Annotated in this window: 12 protein-coding genes and 5 pseudogenes; 9 read left to right on the top strand and 8 right to left on the bottom strand. The window is 43.0% G+C overall.

Annotated elements, in window-relative coordinates:
- Positions 1 to 46 precede the first annotated feature (46 nt).
- A pseudogene (locus KA717_14840) lies at positions 47 to 1,328 on the top strand (ISKra4 family transposase).
- Positions 1,329 to 1,343: 15 nt separating this feature from the next.
- Here KA717_14840 and KA717_14835 read toward each other — a convergent pair.
- From KA717_14835 to KA717_14825, 3 genes are all read right to left on the bottom strand, one after another.
- The gene (locus KA717_14835; GenBank protein ID UXE63735.1) at positions 1,344 to 3,008 is read right to left on the bottom strand and encodes a response regulator; all 1,665 of its coding nucleotides are present in this window, start codon (positions 3,006 to 3,008) and stop codon (positions 1,344 to 1,346) included.
- A gap of 199 nt (positions 3,009 to 3,207) precedes the next feature.
- Entirely contained in the window at positions 3,208 to 5,841 is a 2,634-nt protein-coding gene (locus tag KA717_14830; protein UXE63734.1) for a PAS domain S-box protein, read from the bottom strand.
- Positions 5,842 to 6,131: 290 nt separating this feature from the next.
- Positions 6,132 to 7,616, bottom strand: coding sequence for a PAS domain S-box protein (locus KA717_14825; protein UXE63733.1), 1,485 nt, complete (start codon positions 7,614 to 7,616; stop codon positions 6,132 to 6,134).
- Between the two features lie 303 nt (positions 7,617 to 7,919).
- Between KA717_14825 and KA717_14820 the strand changes: the two genes are divergently transcribed.
- Positions 7,920 to 8,639: a DevA family ABC transporter ATP-binding protein gene (locus KA717_14820; GenBank protein UXE63732.1), complete on the top strand. Its 720-nt coding sequence runs from the start codon at positions 7,920 to 7,922 to the stop codon at positions 8,637 to 8,639.
- Positions 8,640 to 8,732: 93 nt separating this feature from the next.
- Positions 8,733 to 10,682: a squalene--hopene cyclase gene (gene shc / locus KA717_14815; protein UXE63731.1), complete on the top strand. Its 1,950-nt coding sequence runs from the start codon at positions 8,733 to 8,735 to the stop codon at positions 10,680 to 10,682.
- 140 nt (positions 10,683 to 10,822) lie between these two features.
- Here the strand turns inward: shc and KA717_14810 are convergent, their stop codons facing one another.
- Entirely contained in the window at positions 10,823 to 12,475 is a 1,653-nt protein-coding gene (locus KA717_14810) for an acetolactate synthase large subunit (GenBank protein ID UXE63730.1), read from the bottom strand.
- A 239-nt stretch (positions 12,476 to 12,714) separates the two neighbouring features.
- Between KA717_14810 and KA717_14805 the strand changes: the two are divergent.
- Positions 12,715 to 13,133 (top strand): annotated as a pseudogene (locus KA717_14805) (DUF29 domain-containing protein).
- A 211-nt stretch (positions 13,134 to 13,344) separates the two neighbouring features.
- Here KA717_14805 and pgsA read toward each other — a convergent pair.
- Both pgsA and KA717_14795 read right to left on the bottom strand, forming a co-directional pair.
- On the bottom strand, positions 13,345 to 13,869 hold the full coding sequence (gene pgsA, locus KA717_14800) for a CDP-diacylglycerol--glycerol-3-phosphate 3-phosphatidyltransferase (GenBank protein UXE63729.1): 525 nt from the start codon (positions 13,867 to 13,869) through the stop codon (positions 13,345 to 13,347).
- 9 nt (positions 13,870 to 13,878) lie between these two features.
- Positions 13,879 to 14,832: a hypothetical protein gene (locus tag KA717_14795; protein ID UXE63728.1), complete on the bottom strand. Its 954-nt coding sequence runs from the start codon at positions 14,830 to 14,832 to the stop codon at positions 13,879 to 13,881.
- Positions 14,833 to 14,994: 162 nt separating this feature from the next.
- On the opposite strand from KA717_14795, the gene KA717_14790 reads away from it, so the two are divergent.
- Positions 14,995 to 16,167 carry a transposase gene (locus KA717_14790; protein UXE63727.1) on the top strand — a complete coding sequence of 391 codons (1,173 nt, stop codon included), beginning with the start codon at positions 14,995 to 14,997 and terminating at the stop codon, positions 16,165 to 16,167.
- A 78-nt stretch (positions 16,168 to 16,245) separates the two neighbouring features.
- Here the strand turns inward: KA717_14790 and KA717_14785 are convergent, their stop codons facing one another.
- Positions 16,246 to 18,000 carry a DUF389 domain-containing protein gene (locus KA717_14785; protein ID UXE63726.1) on the bottom strand — a complete coding sequence of 585 codons (1,755 nt, stop codon included), beginning with the start codon at positions 17,998 to 18,000 and terminating at the stop codon, positions 16,246 to 16,248.
- A gap of 521 nt (positions 18,001 to 18,521) precedes the next feature.
- Here KA717_14785 and KA717_14780 point away from each other — a divergent pair.
- Complete coding sequence (locus KA717_14780; protein ID UXE63725.1) at positions 18,522 to 18,752, top strand: DUF4277 domain-containing protein; 231 nt, start codon at positions 18,522 to 18,524, stop codon at positions 18,750 to 18,752.
- 17 nt (positions 18,753 to 18,769) lie between these two features.
- Here the strand turns inward: KA717_14780 and KA717_14775 are convergent.
- A pseudogene (locus KA717_14775) lies at positions 18,770 to 19,384 on the bottom strand (ISKra4 family transposase).
- A 103-nt stretch (positions 19,385 to 19,487) separates the two neighbouring features.
- On the opposite strand from KA717_14775, the gene KA717_14770 reads away from it, so the two are divergent.
- The 3 genes and pseudogenes from KA717_14770 (at position 19,488) to KA717_14760 (ending at position 23,297) form a co-directional block, all read left to right on the top strand.
- On the top strand, positions 19,488 to 21,101 hold the full coding sequence (locus tag KA717_14770; protein UXE63724.1) for an IS1634 family transposase: 1,614 nt from the start codon (positions 19,488 to 19,490) through the stop codon (positions 21,099 to 21,101).
- A 296-nt stretch (positions 21,102 to 21,397) separates the two neighbouring features.
- Positions 21,398 to 21,662: pseudogene (locus tag KA717_14765) on the top strand (transposase).
- Between the two features lie 546 nt (positions 21,663 to 22,208).
- Positions 22,209 to 23,297: pseudogene (locus KA717_14760) on the top strand (AI-2E family transporter).
- Positions 23,298 to 23,398: the final 101 nt, after the last annotated feature.

The raw sequence follows: 23,398 nt of genomic DNA, 5'->3' as shown, positions 1-23,398 counted from the left end.
AGAAAAGTGTTAACATGGGATGAAAAGTGACAAAGAGGAAACAATGATGACAGCAAAACTAATTAATGTAGAGGGTTCAAAGATAAAAATAGAACTAACATTAGAACTAAGTCGTTCAATGTTGGATACAGAAATAAATATTCAAAAAGGCTTAAACGAAGTAGGTTGCATCGCCAGCAAAGAAGCCTTGAAATATTTAGATACAGATGGTTCACCCTTAAAAATCGGTGAAGAAATCTGGAAGAGTAAGGGAGAGCAACCGAAAGAATATCAAACACCTTATGGTGAGGTTATAGTGAATCGTCATGTATATCAGCGTTCACCTTTGAGGAAAAACGTATTGCCCCTTAGAAAGAGAAGCAAGGATAATCATAACATCAACGCCATTATTGGCAAAACAGGTATCCTCAAAAATGTCAGGGATGGCAGGCAAAGAGGTGAAAAATGATTTATTAGAAAATCATGGTAGAAAAGTAGCGCTATCCTATATCCAAAGATTGAGTGAAGCAGTAGGAAGTGTGGTACAGGCAAAAGAAGAAGCGTGGAGTTATGCCCCGCCCAAGGAGGATAGCCAAATTGCAACAGTGGGAATAGGATTAGATGGAACCTGTATGCTGATGTGTGAGGATGGCTACCGTGAAGCAATGGTGGGAACCGTTTCCCTATACGATAGTGAAGGCGAACGTCAACCTACAATCTATCTAGGTGCGGCACCAGAGTATGGAAAAAAGAGTTTTCTAGAAAGATTGGAAAGAGAAATTGAGCGAGCGAAAAACCGTTATCCAGAGGCAACATTGGTCGGGATAGCAGACGGGGCAGAATCAAATTGGAAGTTTTTAGAAAAGCAAACGGAAGAACAGATATTAGATTTCTATCATGCCTCTGGTTACTTAGGTGCCTTGGCAGAAGCGTTGCATCCGAATACCGTGTCAAAACAAAAAGAATGGTTGACTGAAAATTGTCGAGAACTCAAGCATGAAAAAGGAAAAGCAGGAGAACTGCTAAATCTGATGAAAGAAGTCAAAGAAGAAAAAAGTCATTCTAAGAATCTTACCGAGAAACTACAAGCGGCGATTACTTATTACGAGAATCATCAGCATCAAATGGATTATGCTGAATACTTAGAGAAAAAGTATCCGATTGGTTCAGATGTTACGGAAGCAGCTTGTAAGACGTTGGTCAAACAACGATTATGTTGTTCAGGGATGCGATGGAAGGAAAAAGGAGCAGGAATTATTTTGAGCCTACGAGCTTTGGTATTGACCAAGGAACGATGGAGTCAATTTTGGGCAAAACTTGATCAATATGGGTTCCCTGTAGAACCCTGATTACAACAGCTTTTATCAACTAAAGGTCGCACCCTGCTGGAGCAACGTTTCTGTCGAAGCCAGGTCTTCAGGATGGAGCATACTTGTCCACTTCTCGTAAGTGATCGAATTGATATATTCCGACGGTAAACCATAGATTTCACAGGTTCGTACATCCCAAACGGTAATTTGGTTAACGCAATCCCATTGCCAATAACCGATCGCCGCCGATCTGAGGGCCAATTCCAGACGATTAGATAGCTTTTGAAGTTCAGCAGTGCGTTGTTCGACTCGATCTTCTAGCTCTTGATTCAGTTGTTGAAGGTCTTGCTCGGCACGTTTGCGCTTGGTAATGTCATTAGCACAACCAATTAAATGGGTAATATTGCCCTGTTCATCTTTGACCACAGACAGCCGTAAGCTAACATCAATGCGTTGTCTTAATTTAGAAAAAACAACAATTTCCGTTGCATAGCGACCCTTTTCCAACAGGTTGGCAATCACCTTAGTTTGTAGAATGTTGCTATCTTCGTACAAAAAGGCAATATTCCGACCCAATACTTCCGCCTCAGCATAGCCATAGCTTTGTTCTGCACCCAAATTCCAACTGAGAATTGCACCATTGAGATCGGTAGTCACGACAGCATCATGGATCTCCTCTAAAACTCTATTTTGCAGTTGTAATGCTTGAGTACGCTCTTGGACTTTCTCTTCTAGGGAAGAATTAATGCTTTCCAGATTTTGATAAAGTTCCGCTTGTTGCAAAGCAAGGGATAAATGGACAGATAGTTGATGCAAGAGTTGAATATCGGCTTCTAGCCATTGACGGGGAGCCGAACATTGATGGGCAATCAATAATCCCCACAGAGTATTACCATCGTTCAATAAAATAGGAACGACGAGATTGGCCCTGATCTGAAATCGTTCCAGCAGTTCGATATGACACGCCGTTAGGTTAGCCTTATAAATATCCGTCGCCGTGAAAACTTTACCCTTTTGATATTCCCCACCGAGATTTTCTTGAAAACAAGTATCTTTAACTTGAGCATTTAAGCAGGGTTCCCAAGGCGGAATGACAGCTTCGGCAACGATTGTCCCACTCATATCAGGATTAAAGCGGTAAATGAGCGTCCGATCTGCCTCTAAAAAACGACGAATTTCCTGAACAATCGCATTGGCCACCTGCTCAAAAGAGATAGATCTACGAATGTGCAGAGCTATGGAGGCAATAATGCTTTGCTGTTGTTGCGATCGCCTTAGTTGATGGAGAAGTAAATTATTTTCTTGTACCTGATGGATACAAGTTAAAAGCGAAACATCTGTTACATCGTCTTTGATCAAATAGTCCGCCGACCCTAACTTCATCGCCCGTACTGCAATCCGTTCATCACCGTGTCCTGTCAGCACAATTACAGGCAATTTATTCATTAATTGCTCAGTACCAATCGCCTCCAAAAATGCCAAGCCGTCGCCATCGGGTAAGTTAATATCCAGTAAGACAATATCGGGTTGCTGCGATCGCCATAGTTCTAACCCTTCTTCTAATGTTTCTGCTTCAATAATGTAATAACTCTGCTCTGGGTCTGCTTGCAAATAACGCACATAACTACTGCGATCACTTTCAGAAGCATCAACGATCAAAATCTTCGGTGAAGTAGTTAACACTTCTAATTCAGTTGGGGACGGATTATCGGATACCATAACAGCGATTAAATAATCGGGGAATAGATAAGAATAGTGTAAACGAGATAAGCTGTATTTGTTTTTACAGATAACGATTTGTTTTTATAGATAACGCCTAGATTTCTACAGATAACGATTTGTTTTTATAGATAACGCCTAGATTTCTACAGATAACGATTTGTTTTTACAGATAACGATTTGTTTTTACAGATAACGCCTAGATTTCTACAGTAAAAATAGAGCCTTGAGGCTGATTGGGGGTGATCGCCAAAGTTCCTCCTTGAGCTTCCACAGCCATTTTACAGAAGGCTAAACCTAAACCAATTTGAGAGACATTGGCTTTAACGGTTCCGATTTCAAACTTTTTAAAGATGTCCTCTGCTTGGTCTGGACTTACGCCTGGCCCGTTGTCTAACACCTTAACTCGGAGGTGATTTTCGGGTAAATACTCGATCTGTAACCAGACTTGACTATTGGAAGGAGAAAATTTTAGGGCATTGGAGATTAAGTTTTCAATCACTCGACGCAGGATAATTCCATCAATAAAAATACTATTACCTGGATCAGGTAGTTCTGCTTTTAGCTCAATTTTCTGGGACTGGGCTGATAATTCAAAATCGTTTAAAATCGAATTTCCTAGTTCATATAAATCGGTGGAAACGGGATTCAAAAGAATTTTTCCTGATTCTAGTTTGGCCATCAATAGCAAACTATCAATCATGTTTTTTAGTCGTTTGCAAGAGGTTAAAATTTGCTCTGCTTTTTTGGCCATCAAAGCTTGCTGATTGGGACGATCGCCGTACTTTTGAATGATTTCAGCCGATAGCAGTATCGCCGACAAAGGATTACGCAAATCGTGGACAATCATATTGGACATATCTTCCCGTAGTGTCAGGGCTTCCTCGCGCAATTTCACTAAGGCTTCAAGTTCAAGATTTTTTTGTTGAAGTTCGGCCTCGGCTAGTTTGCGATCAGTAACATCCTGAACCGTACCAATAATCCGCCTGGCTTGTCCCTGGGCATCTCGACTAAAGACCAAATCCCGACTGTAGAAATATCGCCATTGGCCGTTGGCGTGTCTCAAGCGATATTCATGGGAGAAAATTTCGTGATCATCAGCCAGTTTTAGTCTTTCAAAGTGTTCTAAAGTGGCTTGGAAATCATCGGGGTGCATGACACTAGGCAACCAAGCCGCACCCATTTCTTGGATGGCGATCGCCGAGTAACCCAGAGTTGTTAAAATTTCGCGGTTAGTGTAAGTATTACGCTGTTCTTGAAGGTCATACAGATAGAGGACATTAGGTGAAGAATCGGCAATTTGTTGAATCAACCGATGATTTTCCAAAATTTCCTGCTCTGCTTTTTTGCGATCGCTAATGTCTGTCAAAATTCCTTGAAGACCAACGACGATACCGTCAGCATTAATAATCGGTGTAGAATTGGAAGTCACCCAACTATAGTGACCATCTTGATGGAGATGGCGGAATTCAATATAGCCAACCTTTTTCTCAGAGTGAATAGACCGCATCTGTTCACTTATTACCCAATCGCGATCTTCGGGATAAATAAGATCAATGGCGGTTTTTCCTAGCCAGTCATCGGGAGGAAAGCCAAAGATGGTTTGGAATTGGGGTGATAGGTAGTTAAAAACGCCTTGAGTATCCGTTGACCAAATTAAGTCTTTAGCCCCTTCCACCAAGCGACGGAATTTTGCTTCGCTCTCCGTTAAGGCAGCTTCTATCTGCTTGCGATCGCTGATATCGGTTAATGTGCCAATATAGCCAACCATTTCCCCCTTCTCATCAAGTTCAGGGACAGCCTGACAATAGTAAGAACAAATTGTTCCATCGGGTCTTAGGCTTCTACCTTCTCCTTCATAATGTCCATTTTGGCTTAACACTTTCATCCATTTTGCTTGAATACTTGCCCGATCATCGGGATGGATTATATCAACCCATTCATGTCCTAATGCTGCCGATGCTTCCTGTCCTGTGATTTGAGACCAGAATTGATTGACATAAATACATTCATTAGCTCGATTGGTACGAAAAATGGCAACAGGGGCAGCCTCAGCAAGAGTCATAAAACGTTGCTCACTCTCTCTTAGGCTTTCTTCGGCAATTTTACGATCGCTAATGTCCATCGCAATACCCAGTAAGCGTGTTACCTGTCCTGCTTCGTTGACAATGGGTTTTACCTTAGAAAAAATATAACCAATGGTTCCGTCGGTTCGGACAATCTGAAGATCAATCTCAAAGGGTTCAGCATATAGAATTGCTCGATCAACTAATTCGTTACGCAACTTAATGTCTTTGGGCGTGAAGTAGGATGAGAGGTACTCGAAGGTAAGTACTTCATGTTCTGGGTCAATTTTAACAATATCAAAAAGTTCCTGCGACCATTGAACTTCTCCTGTTGCTACATCTAATTCCCAACTACCCAGACGTACAAAAGTTTGTGCTTCTTGCAACCGAATTTGACTCTGTTTTAACTCGGCGGTTCTTTGCTCTACCTGTGCTTCTAGTTGCTCATTAAGCTGGCACATTTGTTCTTCTATTTTTTTGCGATCGCTAATATCTGTAATTGTCCCGACATAGCCTGTGACGATCCCGTCATCGTTACATTTGGCAACGGATTGCCCATAAACCCAAGTCACTACTCCATCGGGATGTTGAAAGCGATACTCAAGGGAGAAAGGTCGATCTTCCCGCACGGATTGATACCATTCATCAGTGACGAATTGCCTATCTTCAGGGTGGATACCTTGTTGCCATCCATCTCCCATCGCAGCTTCTAGGGTAAGCCCCGAAACACGACACCAACGATCATTGATGTAGGTGCAATGTCCCATCGCATCGGTGCGAAAGATGCCTACTGGAGAAGCCGCCTTGACACTCTCAGGTCTGAAGACACTGAGATTCTTGAATAGCCCAAAGTTTGAGCCTCAAAGGTGTAGTCAAAGCACCTCTATCACTCAAAACAACTACCTCGCGGTGCTGCCATTGTGTTTACCTTTCTTTTTTTGCTTGTTTTCAGAGTCCATCACTCAGCCAGTTTGGTACGCTCCCCCACCTGCCATTGCTTGCCATTGTCTGTGTCACCTCTCAATAGGCTTACTCGATTAGCTGGGATTTCACCACACTAGGAGGGTTCAATGCGTAGATAGTTGTTCCTACTCACACCTAAATTATAGCGCAAGGGGAATAAATTCCCCTGAGTCGTTTTTCCTCTCAGGTCTAAAGACGCTGAGTTTCCAAACTCCCATCCTTTTCTTATGAGATGAACATAGCTCTGTTCGCTTTCTTTGAGGTCTATTTCTGCTTGCTTGCGCTGCGTAATATCATTGGCACAACCAATCAAATAGATAATATTACCCTGCTCATCTTTGACCACAGAAAGTCGTAAACTAACACAGATGCGTTGTCCTGATTTAGAAAGGACAATAATTTCCGCAGTATGCTTCTCCTTAGCCAACAGAGGTGCAATCACTTCTGCTTCCAGAACTTCGGCATCTTCATACATAAAGCTGACATTTCGCCCCAATACCTCTGCCTCTGTATAGCCATAAAGTTTCTCTGCACCAGCATTCCAAGTGAGAATTGTGCCATTAAGATCGGTCGTCACCACCCCATCATGAATTTCTTCCAAAACTTGAGATTGCAATTGTAATTTTTTAGTCCGTTCCTGTACTTTCTCCTCTAACAAGGTATTCATCGTTTCCAGATTTTGGTAAAGTTCGGCTTGTTGCAGGGCAATTGATAAATGCACAGATAATTGATGCAATAGTTGAATATCGCCTTCTTGCCATTGACGGGGGCCCGAACATTGATGGGCGATCAATAATCCCCACAGGGTATTATTACCATTTAGTAAGATGGGAACGACGAGATTGGCCCTGACCTGAAATCGTTCCAGTAGTTGAATATGGCACTCCGTTAGGTTAGCCGCATAAATATCCGCCGCCGCAAAAACTTTACCCTTTTGATATTCTCCCCCCAGATTTTCTTCAAAACAATTATCTTCAACTTGAGTATTCAAACAGGGCTGCCAAGGGGGAACAACGGCTTCGGCAACAATGACCCCACTCATATCAGGGTTAAATCGATAAATGAGCGTGCGATCAGCCTCTAAAAAGCGACGTATTTCCTTGACTATCCTATTAGCAACATCTTCAAAGTTAAGAGACTGACGGATGTGGAGTGCCATTGAGGCAATAAGCGTTTGCTGATGTTGCGATCGCCTCAATTGACGTAACAGCAAATCATTCTCTTGTACTTGACTGATAGCCGTTAAAAGTGAAATGGCTATAACATCGTCTTTGACTAAATAATCTGCGGCCCCTAATTTCATCGCCCGTACAGCAATGCGTTCATCTCCCTGCCCCGCCAACATGATTACAGGTAGCTTGTTAATTAGTTGATCTGTGCCAATTGCCTCTAAAAATTCTAAGCCATCGCCATCGGGTAGATTAATATCGAGTAAGACAACATCAGGTTGTTGCGATCGCCACAGTTCCAACCCTTCCTCTAAGGTTTTCGCTTCAATAATATGATAATTTCGTCCTAAGTCTGATTCCAAATAACGCACGTAACTAAGGCGATCACTTTCAGAATCATCAACTATCAAAATCTTGGGGGAATTCGTTAATACTTTATGTTCAGTTAACGATAAATTTTTGAATTCCATAACGGCGATTTATAAGCAATCTTAAAATGGTACACTTGAGAGCTATTATAGTGCGTATTTTACAAAAGTGAGATAAATTGTTAGTAAAACTAGACAAATCGGGCGTTGCTGATTTACAGTATGAATCTCTAAAGATGCAATTTTTAAATCATTGACTCAGACTTTTATCTGGAATATATGCAAAATTTGTTTTCATACCTTGATTAAGCAACGCCAAAAGCGAACCAACCTAACAACGTGACTATGAATAGCCTTACCACTCAACCCCTTAAACCTAGCTTTCTAGACGAGAATCAACCCGTTGTTAATATTCATAACCTAGATCATTTTTTTGGTACTGGCTCCCTAAAAAAACAAATTTTATTTCAAATTAATCTCACCTTAAGGGAAGGGGAAGTAGTTATTCTCAAGGGGCCTTCAGGTTCGGGTAAGACGACGCTGTTAACCCTAATGGGTGGATTACGGTCAGCCCAATCCGGTAGTTTAAAGGTTTTTGGACAAGAATTGGTGAATGCACCGAAAAAACGTCTGATTAAGACTCGTCGTTATATAGGTTATATTTTCCAAGCTCATAATCTGTTGGAATGTTTAACGGCTCGTCAAAACGTACAAATGTCTGTTGAACTACACGATAACATTGGAGCCAAAGAAGCGAAAGAAAGAGCGATCGCCATGCTTGAAGCTGTAGGACTAGCCGACCATATTGATTATCATCCCCATAATCTCTCCGGTGGACAAAAACAACGGGTTGCGATCGCCCGTGCCTTAGTCAGTCATCCCCGTATGATTTTGGCCGATGAACCAACGGCTGCCTTGGATAGTAAATCGGGCCATGATGTGGTGGAATTAATGCAAAAATTGGCGCGAGAACAGGGATCAACCATTTTAATTGTCACCCACGACAATCGCATTTTAGATGTGGCTGATCGGATTATTGAATTGGAAGATGGACGCTTATGTTAAATCGTTGATAATTGTCAGGCTTGATAGGCCATCTGTTAGACTAACCTAACTATTCAAGAAATATTAAGCTGACTCTCAACCGTTTCCAGACCCATGCAAACTCAAATTCCCCCGATTTCGTCTCTGTCCAGTCATGCCACTCCAACCCTGCCCAGACTGCAAACCGCGATCGCTGCTAGTCAGGATTATTTACTCGCTCAACAATACCCAGAGGGTTACTGGTGGTCAGAACTGGAATCCAATGTCACGATTACGGCGGAAGTGATCCTACTGCATAAAATTTGGGGAACGGATCAGGCTAGACCCTTGCACAAAGCGGAAACCTATCTACGACAGCAACAACGGGAACATGGCGGTTGGGAACTCTACTATGGCGATGGTGGCGAAATCAGTACGACAGTAGAGGCCTATGCAGCTCTGCGTGTTCTTGGTGTCCCGGCTCAAGATCCGGCTTTGCTGAAGGCCAAGGCGTTTATTTTGGCCAAGGGAGGAATTAGCAAAACCCGAATTTTCACCAAAATGCACCTAGCTCTGATCGGTTGCTACGACTGGCGCGGTACGCCTTCTATTCCGCCTTGGGTGATGCTTTTGCCTGAGTGGTTTCCCTTTACCATCTATGAAATGTCCAGTTGGGCAAGATCCAGTACGGTTCCCTTGATGATTGTCTGCGATCGCAAGCCCATTTATGACCTGGCCGAGGGCTTAAAACTGGATGAATTATATGTAGAGGGTATTGATCAAGTTAAATACGAATTACCCAAAAGTGGCAATTGGGCCGATCTATTTTTAGGGTTAGATCAGGTTTTTAAATGGCAAGAAAAATCAAATTTAATTCCTTTCCGTGACCAAGGTTTAAAAGCGGCTGAAAAATGGATTTTAGAACGGCAAGAAGTGAGCGGCGATTGGGGGGGCATTATTCCCGCTATGCTCAATTCCATGTTAGCCCTCAAGGTTTTAGGCTATGATTTGCACGATCCCGTTGTTCAACGCGGCCTGGCAGCGATCGACCATTTTGCTATTGAAACTTCGGAAACCTATTGCATTCAGGCCTGTGTTTCTCCGGTGTGGGATACAGCTTGGGTGGTTCGCGCTCTAGTCGAATCTGGCTTAGAACCCGATCATCCCGCCCTGGTTAAAGCGGGAGAATGGCTGCTTAAAAAACAAATTTTGACCTACGGTGATTGGTCTGTCAAAAATAAACTGGGTAAACCCGGCGGCTGGGCCTTTGAATTTGACAATAATTTTTACCCTGATCTAGACGACTCGGCGGTGGTGGTTATGGCTCTCCAGGGGGTGCAATTACCCGATGAAGCTCAGAAAAAAGCAGCAATGGAAAGGGGAGTGGACTGGATGGCAACTATGCAGTGTAAATCTGGTGGCTGGGCGGCCTTTGATATTGACAATGATCAAGACTGGCTCAACCAGTTACCCTACGGCGATCTCAAGGCCATGATTGATCCTAATACAGCCGATGTAACGGCCAGGGTCTTAGAAATGCTAGGTTCCTGTCATCTATCAATGGCAACCGCACGCATCGAAAAGGCCTTGATCTATTTGGAACGGGAACAGGAAAGTGATGGGAGTTGGTTTGGCCGTTGGGGTGTTAATTATCTCTACGGAACCAGTGGGGTTATCTCTGCCTTGGCTGTTATGGCACCGGAACGTTATCAAGCCGCGATCGCCAAAGCCATGACTTGGTTAGAACGTTGTCAGAATGCCGATGGGGGTTGGGGAGAAACCTGCGAAAGTTATAAAGATCCTCGTTTGAAGGGTCAGGGAGTCAGTACTGCTTCCCAAACGGCTTGGGCTTTAATTGGTCTATTAGATGGTGCTCAAGCAACGGGAAAAATGGCCTATCAAGCAGTGGAACGGGGCATTAACTATCTGTTAGCCACGCAAACAACGGCAGGCTATTGGGATGAAGCGGAGTTTACGGGAACTGGTTTTCCTTGCCATTTCTATATTCGTTACCATTATTATCGCCAATATTTTCCTTTGCTTGCCCTCGGACGCTATCAACAATGGCTTCAGAAAAAGGGTTAATGAAATAGCGATCGCCGCTAATGCAATTAGGATATTTCTGACCAAGCACGTAACCTAGTCAAGCCCCCTAAATCTCTAAATTCTGGGGGACTTGCTCGTATAAATTGTGTCAGGAATTACCTTGATCTAATCAATAGAAATTACTCCCAAATTTCACAGCTTAAATCGCCAGCTTGTTGGGAGAAACGAATATTTTCCCGATAATCCACCGGACAATCAATAACGGAAGGAATGGGTTGCTCTAGGGCCATTTTCAGGGTGGGAATTAAGTCTTCAGCCGATTCGACTCGATAGCCTTTTAAACCCATACTTTCGGCAAATTTAACAAAATCAGGATTGCCAAATTTAATAAAAGAAGCTTCTCCAAATTGATTGATTTGTTTCCACTCAATCAGACCATAACCATTGTCGTTAAAGATCAGCGTCACAAAGGGAGTTCCGACCCGTAGAGCCGTTTCTAGTTCCTGATTGTTCATCATAAAACCACCGTCCCCTGTCACCGCAACGATTTTACGATTGGGATAAACCAGTTTGGCGGCGATCGCGCCTGGAATGGCAATACCCATTGCAGCAAAGCCGTTGGAAATGAGACAGGTATTGGGAGAGTCACAGTGATAATTGCGGGCCATCCACATTTTGTGGGCCCCCACATCGGAAATGACGATATCCTCTGGCCCCATCACTTGCCGCAGGTCGTAGATAATCTTTTGGGGTTTAACGGGAAAACCGGTATCATTGGCATAAAACTCGTACTGAGCGCGAATTTCTGGTTTGAGTTCGGCCGCGTGGGGTGTAGGTTTGCCGGTGCGATCGGCTCGTTTGAGAATATCCATCAAGGAATCGGAAATATCTCCCACCACTTCCACGTCGGGAATATAGCTACTATCAATTTCGGCGGGAGTCATACCAATGTGGATAATGCGACAGGTTCCTTCTGGATTCCACTTTTTAGGAGAATATTCGATCAGGTCATAACCGACAGCAATCACTAGATCGCTTTGTTCAAAGGCACAGGTAATCACATCCCGTTGTTGGAGTCCCACTGTCCAGAGAGCGAGGGGATGGGTATAGGGAATGGTTCCTTTACCCATAAAGGTGTTGGCAACGGGAATGTTAAGCAGGGTGGCAAATTCCGTTAAAGCCTCGCTGGCATTGGCTCGGATAGTTCCATTCCCCGCCAGGATGAGGGGATTTTTGGCTTTGGAAATAGCATTGGCAGCAGCACTGAGGGTGCGATAGGCAGCAAATACTTTTTCTTTACTATCCAGACTCAGGGGTTTACCCGTGACGGGCATGGCCGCAATATTTTCTGGCAGATCAATATGGGTCGCGCCAGGTTTTTCCGATTGGGCTACTTTGAAGGCTTTGCGAACCACTTCGGGGGTAATACTGGGACGAACAATCTGTTTATTCCATTTCGTAACAGGAGCAAACATCGCCACCAAATCCAAGTATTGATGGGATTCGATGTGCATCCGATCAGTTCCCACTTGTCCCGTAATGGCCACCAAGGGCGCACCGTCTAGGTTAGCATCAGCAACCCCTGTCATTAAATTAGTAGCCCCAGGCCCTAACGTTGATAGACAGACCCCCGCTTTGCCCGTTAAACGGCCATAGACATCGGCCATAAAGGCTGCACCTTGTTCGTGGCGGGTGGTGATAAAGCGGATAGATGAATGTTTTAGGGCTTCGAGGATATGAAGATTTTCTTCGCCTGGGAGTCCAAAGATGTACTCTACTCCTTCATTCTCTAGGCATTGAACCAGTAAGTCGGCGGTGTTTAACTCCCCCATAAAATCGTCCTTAATCCCTACAATTGCGTTAATCGGATGGAAGCGATCGCTCCTTTATCTAGCGTAACTAATCTGAGGCTCTTTTGCGGATTTTCTTAAGGTTTGCAATTTCATCGTTTTACAATACGGTTTTTGCATGGGTTCTGCGCTAAGGTGATCGCTTCTCCACTCTCAACCCCAAGTGCGATCGTCTTTTGAATGCTTTGTTACAATAACCAAATATTGAACCGTTGAGAACTATGACTCAAACCTTAATTAATCCTTCTCAAACTCTCTACGAAAGTGACTATTTAGCTTGGCTGGAGAATACTTTGGGAAAATTGCGGACTCAACAGTATGAACAAGTGGATTGGGAAAATTTAATTGAAGAAATTGAAACGATGGGTAGAAGTGAAAAAATGCTTTAGAAAGTAATTTAATTATTATTCTCTTACATTTACTCAAATGGCAATATCAACTCCAAAAACGGAGTGGTAGTTGGGAGCGCAGTATTATTGAACATCGTCGTCGAGTCCGTAAAGCGTTGCAAGATTCTTCTAGTTTAAAACCCTATTTAGTCACTATTTTAGAAGAGAGTTACGCTGAAGCTGTCAAGCAGGCAAAAGCTGAAACGGGACTGCCCCTAGCAACCTTTCCTAAAGCCTGTCCCTATGTTTAAACGGCTATTCTTGATGATCAGTTCTTGCCCTAACAAAATGCGATCGCTCCTGAAAGTTTAAGTAAGAAGATGGCGATCGCCTCATTCATTGTTATCGTATTCTATTGTTTTGTGAAATAGAAAACTCTCATTAATATTAAGAAAAAACAAGATAGATAAAGGACATAATATATTATGTCCCTATGGCGATTATAACCTTTTGCTGATTTACTCAGACGATACCAGTGCCGAGCACATAGACTAGGCCTGAAATCAAGGTTAAAATCACCGATAGCCAAAATAGCCCTAATCCGACTTGCTCAACCTGGCCTGATAACGGAGTCAAAAGGACAGCGATCGCGGCCATTTGAGTGATTGTTTTCAATTTTCCCCACAGATTAGCCCCTTGAATCGGGCCACTACCGCTCAATTGCGGGTTAATGCGCCAACCGGCAATGCCTAGTTCCCTGGCCAAGATTAAGAAAACGGCCCAAGCGGGAATCTGTTGCCATTGCACCAAAATTAACAAGGGCCCTAGTACGAGTAATTTATCGACTAAAGGATCTAGAAATTTTCCCATTTCCGTAACTTGATCCAAGCGGCGGGCCAAATAACCATCTAGCCAATCTGTGCCAGCGGCCACCGCAAAAATTCCCACGGCCCACCAATGATAAAGGGGAGCGGGAAACTGGAGTAAGACAAAAATGAAGGGTAAACCCAGCAGACGCGAGAGGGTAATGGTATTGGGCAAATTCATCGGCAGTGATTACAAAGAGGGTGTTACTGGTTCAGGCAATTGTCGTTGCACAATAATCATCGTCTGACCCACCACCGGACTACGGGCCAATAGGGTTCCATCCCCACGAATGAGGGAAAGCTTTTGGAAAGTTAATTTTTGCGATCGCTTAAAAATGCCATCAACTAAAGTATCCTGACGTTTCGGCGTTAAACGATACCAACTGTCCGCTAGAGTCAGGGTGAGATGATTGTGGTCAAAGTCGGGAGCGATCGCCAAAATCAGACCATCGGGATAACGGCGAGTTAAATCATCCACTTCTCGTTGAATAGCACCTAATAGACTTTGCTCTGGGGTGAGAGGCGGTGGGGACGGTGGCGCGAGTTCAATGGGTTTCGGTTCTGCCGGAGCTTCTAAATTTTCAGGGGCGGCGATCGGTTCAGGAAAGGACGGTTGGCTTGACAGGGAATTGTCGGCCCCATTCACCTCGGTGGTGGTTGAACTATCGACCGTTGAACTAGGAGAGGACAATAAAACCACTGAAGACAGTAAGGCAATCACCACCAAAACGGTTAAAAGACTGGTTAAACCCCAATCCGTCAGTTTTTCATTAATTTTTCTGGGCAACCATTGGCGAATCCGCCCTAAAACCCGATCCCACCAATTCTGGAGACGGTTAAAGCTGGGCAATAGACGATCAATTGCTTGTACTGCATCGATAATTTCTTCGTCCTCGTCTTCCGTCTTTAAAAGGTCAAAATCATCGGGGTCTGAGTCAACACTTGAATCAATATTTGAACTAGGAATAGGCAATAGGGTCTGACGAAGCTGGGTTGTGGTGTTCACTAAATTATCCAGGTCTAGGCGATCGGGTAAGACTGCCGATTCTGTTTGTAGGGTTTGGATAATACCTTCTAACTGCCCAATGGTCGTTTGTAATTGAGCAATCACTTCCGTTTTAGATAAAGCTTGACCGTCTGACATGGTACATTTTTCGCGCCTAATAGGGCCATCCTATCAAAAAATTGACTCAAGAATGCAATCATCAGAAAAATGGGTAGAAACCCCGTCCTTTAGCGATAGCGGAGGAAGACTTTATATGGGGTGGGTTGACGCTTTCAACGAAGAGTCGCTAGAATGTGAAAAATGGAAAAGGCTTTTAGATTTCGTTTTTACCCAACCCCTGAACAGGAGTCGCTATTGCGACGAACCTTAGGCTGCGTAAGACTTGTCTATAATAAGGCTCTACATGAAAGAACTCAGGCATGGTATGAGAGGCAGGAAAGAGTCGGGTACTCCGAAACTTCTAGCCTGCTTACTCAATGGAAGAAAGAAGAAGACCTTGACTTCCTCAATGAAGTTAGCTGTGTCCCTTTACAGCAAGGACTTCGACATCTCCAAACTGCCTTTACAAATTTCTTTGCAGGAAATGCGGGATACCCTACTTTCAAGAAAAAGAGGAATGGCGGTAGTGCTGAGTTTACCAAGTCGGCCTTTAAATTCAGAGACAAAGAGATTTACCTCGCCAAATGCTCTGAACCATTACCGATTAGATGGTCTAGGCAGATTCCAAAAGGATGTGAGCCAAGTACCGTTACAGTGAGTCTTCACCCCTCTGGACGCTGGCATATCTCTATCAGATTTGACGATCCAACAATCAAGCCTCTCCCTGTCAACGAGAATGCGATAGGGATAGACTTGGGGATAACAAGCCTGATTGCAGATAGCAAAGGGGAAAAGATTACTAATCCCAAGCATTTCAAAAAGCATCGGAAACGCTTAAAGAAAGCACAAAAGAATCTTGCTCGTAAGCAAAAAGGTTCTAAAAACAGAGAAAAGGCTAGAATCAAGGTAGCTAAAATTCACATTGAAATATCCGATGCTCGAAAAGATTTCTTGCATAAATTGACGAATCGTTTGGTACGCGAAAATCAAGTGATTGCCGTTGAGTCGTTGGCTGTTAAGAATATGGTTAAAAACTACAAACTCGCTCTTGCTATTTCCGATAGTGGGTGGAGTGAACTGATTCGACAACTGGATTACAAGTGTCGTTGGTATGGAAGAAAATTGGTCGAGATTGACCGATGGTTTCCTAGTTCAAAACGATGCAATTCTTGTGGGCATATTGTCGAAAAGATGACTCTTAATATCCGTGAATGGCAGTGTCCCAATTGTGGGGTAAACCATGATCGAGATATTAACGCAAGTAAAAATATTTTGGCCGCAGGGCTTGCGGTGTCAGTCTGCGGAGCGACTGTAAGACCAGAACAGAGTAAATCTGTTAAGGCAGGTGCGAAGAAACAGAAACCCAAATCGTGAGGTTTGGGAATCCTCGTGCGTTCACGCCGAGGAGGATGTCAAGAGCAAACCTAATCGATCGCTGCCAGAATCCGACCACTATAGTGTTAACCTCAGTTGTAGGTCATTGGCATTCTTCTGATCAAATTTTTCCTGAATTTGGCTATCTTTAACTTGCCATTTTTCAGCAAGATAACGACGTAAACTCTCTAAATGATTAGATAGTAAGGGATCGGTTTCATTAGTTTTCTCTGAAGCTAAGGGCAACTGCCAAGATAGGATTAAATTGGGATATTTTTGTAGTAGTTTTCCCACCTGATCTAAGATTACTTTTTGGGGAGCCGTTATTTCAGTTTGCTCTTGAACCAATTCTAAAGAACCAAGCTGCGGATTAATACGGTGATAAACAACAGTGGTCTGAGGAATATTGAGTTGATTACGAATTTGATTGGTGAGCAAACTTTTACCATCCTCTTGCAGATCGCGATCGCTGAGATAGATAATTTGAATGGAGAGAGGATTGATGGCACTAATACTAATTTCCGTGGTAATTAATTGAGCGGGGGATGGTAAGCTGATAGACTGAAGGGAGGTTTTTACCGCTTGGAAAAATTGGGTTTGTAATTCAGCAATATTAGGAGAAGCTAGGGCTAAGGGTTGGGGAGTTTGAGATTCCACTAACTGTCCCGTCGGGATTTGCACTAATTTTAAGGTAATGCTCTCAGGCTTGCGTCGTAGGACTTGGGCGAGACGTTCAATAAAATTTTCCCTTTCCGTTTGGCTATAGAATTTACTGGTGACAACTTGCAACTGTACAATTAAATTTTCCTGCTGTTCGGCTATCAACAGTTGATTAATATAGGCACGGGCTTCACCATTGGATAATTTACCTAATTGCTGTTGCCAAGTTTCGGTAATTAGAGTTCTTAATTGATTTTCTTGACGTTTACGAATAATTTCTTGACGCAACTGACCTAAGGATTGATTCAGAGGTAGGGAAATAACCACAATGGTTAATAAAATGAGCAGAAAACGACCAGGTAAACTGCCAATTTTTTGAAAATAACCCGCCGTTGGCAGACGGAGTAAAATTTGTTGGGCTTTATGACTTTCGCGATCGCGGTCTTGCCATTGATGAATCTGATCTTTAACATTTTTTGTATCGAGATGTACAAAGAAAAAGACCAACATGGCGGTAAAAACAATGGCCACTAGGTTGGTAAAAAAGAGTAAACCGCCTCCCATCGCCACCTGTAAACCGTTGGAATTGGCCACACTAAACACCAGACCCAGACCATAACCCACCACACAGAGGGGCGGCATCAAGGCTACGGCGATCGCGACTCCTGGTAAAGAAGTGGCCACGCCTTTTTGTTCTTGACAGATAGCGACCGATCCCACTGCCCCCGAAAAAAGAGCCACCATTAAATCTAGTAAATTGGGCTGGGTTCGGGCCATAATCTCACTGGTCATCTCCTTAAAAGGCAACAGAGATACCAATAAAATGGCAAAGGCGATCGCTAAACTACAGCTTAAAATCAGGTTAATCGTGGCTCGTACTACTAAAATCACATCTCCCACGGCCAAGGCCAAGCCACTGGCTAAAATGCTACCCATTAAAGGAGAAATGAGCATCGCGCCAATAATAACAGCCGGACTATTGAGCACCAGCCCCAGAGTGGCAATCCCCGCCGCTAGTAGTACCTGAAGCCAATAACTAACACTACTTAAACTGACGGATTCACAGATTTCTTGATAAATTTGTTTTTTGCGGGCATCCGTTAAACCCAGATTGTGAGCAAAACGGCGGCGAAAATAGTTTAGACGGCGAAAGAAAGGATTCTTCAGGGGCATGGCTATTTGCCTCAAAACATCGTAACGATCATTAAAGCATTCAGGTAAGATTATCAGTATAATAGCTAAAAATAACTTGACTTTAACTAATTTTTGCCAAGCTGTCCTTAAGCCAAGCTGACACCAAGAGCCTAAAATCTGTTAGCCTGATAACAGCGATCGCACTATTCTTTTAATACAGCTCCCATAAGCCTGTCTAATAAACAAAAACAAGCGGATGAGACTATTATTGAAAATAAATCCGACAGAATAACGCAATTTATCCTGGGGGCGTTCCATCATTCTGAAACAGTAACTAAATTTTGAACTAGCATCGAAAATAAAACTGTCATGAAAAAGTTACTCGTACACTTGCGCGACTAATAGTGTGCTTTTCGGATCAGCCTTAATGCTTTGATGAACTATTTCTGGTAGGGGAGTGTCTAGAACCCATATCCCGTACTAATTTTGAAAAAATAAAAATAGATTCAAAAATAGCAACAGAATAGTTAAAATAAAAAAGCTAACAAACCGAGGAGAAAATGACCCAATTAAACGTTAAAAATCTCGACCATTTAGGAATAATCGCGGCCGTAGTTGATGAACTAGGTCTAGTGGATTATATCAATGAACAGTTACAAGAAAATGACCGTGCGAAAATCAGTGCGGGTCTGGTGGTTAAAGCCATGATTCTCAATGGCTTAGGATTTATTAATTCTCCCTTGTATTTATTCAGGGAGCATCTCACCTTTGCAATAAGTAGAAATACTTAACGAGGTAAATGAAAGAGTCAAAAAAGGTAATCATTTAAATAGGAACAGCGATGACGAAGGACTTGTGGTACATTGTCAGAATTCCAACTCGCACCAGTAATTTTAAGACGATGACCAATTTGTTTAACTTGAGATTCGACAGAGCCAGAGCCAATGGAAATGCCCTCTGCCTGCAAATAACCATAATTGACAATCCGATGTTTATGCTTGTTTAAATAAATGATAAAATTCTCAGCTTGAGGCTCTGACCATCCCTCAAAACAGGAGATAGCGGCATCCACTTCACCCGTCCAAAGAAAAGACTTGACCTCCTCAATTCGCTGGAATGACCCCCCAACTTTATAGAGGTTTTCAATTAAGTGATACCAGTCCAAAATTTCAATTCGCTCATGTTTCTGTCCTATCTCACGAAATAAGTTCCAGATACCATCATGTCCATCTCCCAAACAAATTAAAGGCTTAGCCAAAATTTGAGAATTAACCAAATCTAATAAAGCCGAGTTATCTTGAAAAAAGGCAGCTACCCCCAATTGATGAAAACTGACTCCTTTATAATCACGCCAAATTAAGGGTTCTCCCTTGGGAGTTCTGAGTCGTACCTTCCCACCATCTATGCTAATTTCTTCGACTTCTGTGTTAGAGCCCGTATTCCGTACTAGTCTTGAAAAAATAAAAATAGATTCAAAAATGGCTACAGAATAGTTAAAATAAAAAAGCTAATAAACCCAAGAGAAAATGACCCAATTAAACGTTAAAAATCTCGACCATTTAGGAATAATCGCGGCGATAGTTGATGAACTAGGTCTAGTGGATTATATCAATGAACAACTAGGAGAAAATGACCGTGCTAAAATCAGTGCGGGTCTGGTAGTGAAAGCGATGATTCTCAATGGCTTAGGCTTTATCAACTCTCCTTTATATTTGTTCAGTCGTTTTTTTGAAGATAAACCAGTAGAACATCTTTTAGGAAAAGGAATAAAAGCCAGCGACCTGAATGATGACCGTTTAGGGAGAGTCTTAGATTTAATCTTTATGGCCGGCATCAGCCGTTTGTTTCTCGGAATTTGTCTAAAAGCCGTAGAAATCTTCAAAATAGTGATGAAAAGTTCCCATTTAGACTCCAGTTCATTATCGGTACAAGGGGAATATAAATTATCGGTGGAGAGAGAAGACAAAGAAAGCCAAATAATCCATATCACTCATGGCTATTCAAAGGATAAGCGACCAGACTTGAAACAATTTGTCTTGAATCTAGTCTGTTGGGGGGATGGCGACATTCCCGCTTTTCTCGAATTAGGAGATGGCAATCAAAGTGATAAAAAAGAGTTTGCTAAACTCTTGAAAAAGTTCAATGAGCAGTGGCAATTCGATGGTTTGTATATAGCAGATTCAGCCTTATACAGTGCCGATAACTTGCAAAAGTTAACCGGCATATACTGGTTATGTTCTGTGCCGAAAACGATTAGAGAAGTGCAGGATGCGGTCAGTCAATTAGCCTCGGAGCAATTCATCACAACTGATTTAGAGGGCTATCGTCTTACCTCCTTAGAAAGTGAATATGGGGGAGTCAAACAACGTTGGATAGTGGTAGATAGCGAGCAAAAAAAAGCTTTAGACCTCAAACAACTGACGAAGAAGACAGAGAAAGCAACGGCTCAAGCTCAAAGACAATTAGAACAATTACAGCGTCAGGAATTTGCTTGTCGGGAGGATGCTTTAACCGCCCTGAGCCGATGGGAGAAGAGTTTAGAATGGCATCTTCTTCAAGACCTAACTGTCGTCGAAAAATGTCATTACGGTCATCGAGGTAAACCCCGTCCCCATGAACAGCCCATTCGTCGTAGCTATCATGCCCAAGCCACTTTCAGCCTCAATAGTGCGAAAGTTCAAGCTTCAGAGCGGGCAGCAGGACGTTTTGTCTTGGCGACGAATCAGCTAGATGGAGACTCTTTGAGCGATGAGCAACTGCTTGTCCACTACAAGCAACAGCAAGGGGTAGAGCGAGGTTTTCGCTTCCTTAAAGACCCTCTGTTTTTGGCGTCCAGTGTTTTTCTCAAAACCCCTGAGCGGATTATGGCATTGAGTTTCATCATGGTGTTGTGTTTACTGGTGTACAGCTTGGGACAACGTAAACTGAGACTGGCTCTGGCAGAGCAGGAGGAGACTGTGCCTAATCAGTTGGGAAAGCCGACTCAGCGTCCGACACTGCGTTGGATTTTTCAGATGTTGAGAGGAGTTCATTGGGTTGTACTGGATAATTGTCCCCAAATAATCAATCTAACGCTTGAGCGAGAGAGGATTTTGCGCTTTTTTGGGGCTACTACTTGTCAGTATTATCTTTTGTCATAATGACTTTTCTTATTTTCTTTGTTCTTTTTTTATGTACGGAATGTGGGCTAGAAGATTGCTGGCGAGAGTGAGGCCCATCAAAAGCATTCGTTCACAACCCAATTTTTTTGCTTGCTCAATTATGAGTGTCCACTCCATCTCCTGATGGACTAAAACAAACTCAGCAACATCACAGATCCATCCCAGTTTTTCCCAACCATGTTTGGAAGCGGTAATGTTCTAGATCTGTAGATCGCTTTTCTAGAACATTGTCAGCGCAATACATTGCGATTGGTCTTATCCACAGATTCAGAACACGACCGACTTCTCTTAATGAAAAGTCTCATCAGTGGTGGTATTTTCTTGACCATCCTGAAGTTGCCCCCGATAATAATTTAGCAGAACGTTCCCTGCGTTTAGGCGTGACAAAGCGTAAGGTTTCGGGCGACTGCCATTCAATCTTGTCGCGCTCAGGGTCGTTCTGTTTTGGAATTTTTTCGCGAAGCTTTAGCTTCTGTTGACGAGGATGACATTGTTTCTCTTGTTCCTGCTCCTGATTCTTTTGTCAACCCGTTCTCCTGAATTCTTACGGAATTTTTAAAGACGATCCTTCCTTTGATGAATTTGTCGAAGCCATGGCCGAAGAACGCCGTAGATTATACCTTGAAGAAATGGCTGCTTATGATGAAGAGGAGATTGCAACCGAGCTTTAACTTATTATCAGAATCTCAAAAAACAAAAAAATCACCGACTTAACCTTAGAAGACTGGACAACTTGATAAAACCGTATCTTCTACTGAGCGTGAGCCAATCACAAAAATTGATCTTTCTCCCCAAAGTGCTTGCGATCAGACGAAAGAAAAACGCGACTCCCCAAAAAGCCCCCCAATCTTCTCAAGCAAGAGCCGATACCTGTGGCATTAGGCGATATTTCCTTCGTCCTTTTCCAACCCATTTTCTTGAATCGATCAATCTATTCAAAGTCAGAAATCTCCTGAATTAATCCTTAAATCCTGTTTCGTGCCTGATCGTCGCTTAAAATAAAGAGCATCTGGCAATGCCAACGGCATAAAACTTGAAACGCAATCTCGTTTTTCCGATCACAGCAGGGTTAATCAACCGATCATTATGGTCAACGCTGACTCATCTCCCCATAAACAAAATTGGTTATTTAAATGGTGGAACTCCTTGGGGCCGCTTGCCCGCCTCTTAGTCTTAACCTTAGGAGCCCCGCTCATGGTCTTAAATGCGAGGGCCCTATCCGCAATTTTTGGCTATTTTCAATCCCTTTTTGTGATTATTCTCCTGGCTGCCGTGTTGGCTTTCCTCTTGAACTATCCCGTTGTTTGGTTAGCCCAAAGAGGGATTAAACGATTTCTGGCAGCCACTTTTGTCTTTTTAATTACACTGGTGGTATTTACTGCTGTTGGTGTTATTCTCGTTCCCTTGGCCTTTAACCAAGCCCAACAATTGGTGGCCAGATTGCCAGAATGGTTAGACTCTGGCCAACGTCAGTTAATGCTATTGGATCAAAAAGTCGAATTATTTGGCTTACCCATCAGTTTTGATGGCATTATCACTCAAATCAATAGCCGTCTAGCCGTAGAACTGCAAAATCTAGCAGGCAGTACATTGAATTTGGCTTTAAATTTAACGGTTTTTACGGTTGTCCGTATCCTTGATGTACTATTGACAGTTATTTTAACCTTTTATCTTCTTCTCCATACGGAAGATATTTGGCAAAGTGTGATTGGTTGGTTGCCAAGTCGCGTTCAGCAACCTTTTTCTCAAACCCTACGCCGTAGTTTTCAAAATTATTTCTTGGGGCAATTGATCTCTGCGGCCTGTATGGCATTGGGATTGGTGTCAGGCTTTCTGCTCCTCAAAGTTCCTTTTGGCCTGCTGTTTGGTCTAACGGTGGGATTAATGGCCCTTATTCCTTTTGGTGGGTCGGTCGGTATTACTCTGGTCACTTTCTTGGTGGCATTAAGAGATATTGGTTTAGCTCTCCAACTCTTGGCCGTCGCCCTGGTTATTCAACAAATTGTTGAAAATGGGATTGCTCCAAGGGTATTAGGCAGTGTTACGGGTTTAAATCCTTTTTGGGTTTTAATTTCGCTATTGACAGGAGCGAGAGTGGGGGGATTATTGGGGGTGATCGTGGCAGTGCCTTCGGCGGTGATGATTAAGGAGGCTCTCAATGCGGTACGGAGTCTAAGTCCAGAGGAAAGTTTTGTTCACCATGAATCTTCCTAGGGCGTGTCATCAATCAGCAATTCCAAATTCAAATGGTATAAATAGAGACAGAAAAACTTTGA

The organism is Woronichinia naegeliana WA131 (genome assembly GCA_025370055.1).
Taxonomy (GTDB): Bacteria; Cyanobacteriota; Cyanobacteriia; order Cyanobacteriales; family Microcystaceae; genus Woronichinia; species Woronichinia naegeliana.
This window is presented reverse-complemented; position numbering and strand designations above follow the sequence as displayed.

Bases quoted from the DNA above. Each gene is read 5' to 3' on its own strand.
- KA717_14835 (UXE63735.1), bottom strand. From the start codon at position 3,008: ATGGTATCCGATAATCCGTCCCCAACTGAATTAGAAGTGTTAACTACT.
- KA717_14830 (UXE63734.1), bottom strand. From the start codon at position 5,841: ATGGGACATTGCACCTACATCAATGATCGTTGGTGTCGTGTTTCGGGG.
- KA717_14820 (UXE63732.1), top strand. From the start codon at position 7,920: ATGAATAGCCTTACCACTCAACCCCTTAAACCTAGCTTTCTAGACGAG.
- shc (UXE63731.1), top strand. From the start codon at position 8,733: ATGCAAACTCAAATTCCCCCGATTTCGTCTCTGTCCAGTCATGCCACT.
- KA717_14810 (UXE63730.1), bottom strand. From the start codon at position 12,475: ATGGGGGAGTTAAACACCGCCGACTTACTGGTTCAATGCCTAGAGAAT.
- pgsA (UXE63729.1), bottom strand. From the start codon at position 13,869: ATGAATTTGCCCAATACCATTACCCTCTCGCGTCTGCTGGGTTTACCC.
- KA717_14795 (UXE63728.1), bottom strand. From the start codon at position 14,832: ATGTCAGACGGTCAAGCTTTATCTAAAACGGAAGTGATTGCTCAATTA.
- KA717_14790 (UXE63727.1), top strand. From the start codon at position 14,995: ATGGAAAAGGCTTTTAGATTTCGTTTTTACCCAACCCCTGAACAGGAG.
- KA717_14785 (UXE63726.1), bottom strand. From the start codon at position 18,000: ATGCCCCTGAAGAATCCTTTCTTTCGCCGTCTAAACTATTTTCGCCGC.
- KA717_14780 (UXE63725.1), top strand. From the start codon at position 18,522: ATGACCCAATTAAACGTTAAAAATCTCGACCATTTAGGAATAATCGCG.
- KA717_14770 (UXE63724.1), top strand. From the start codon at position 19,488: ATGACCCAATTAAACGTTAAAAATCTCGACCATTTAGGAATAATCGCG.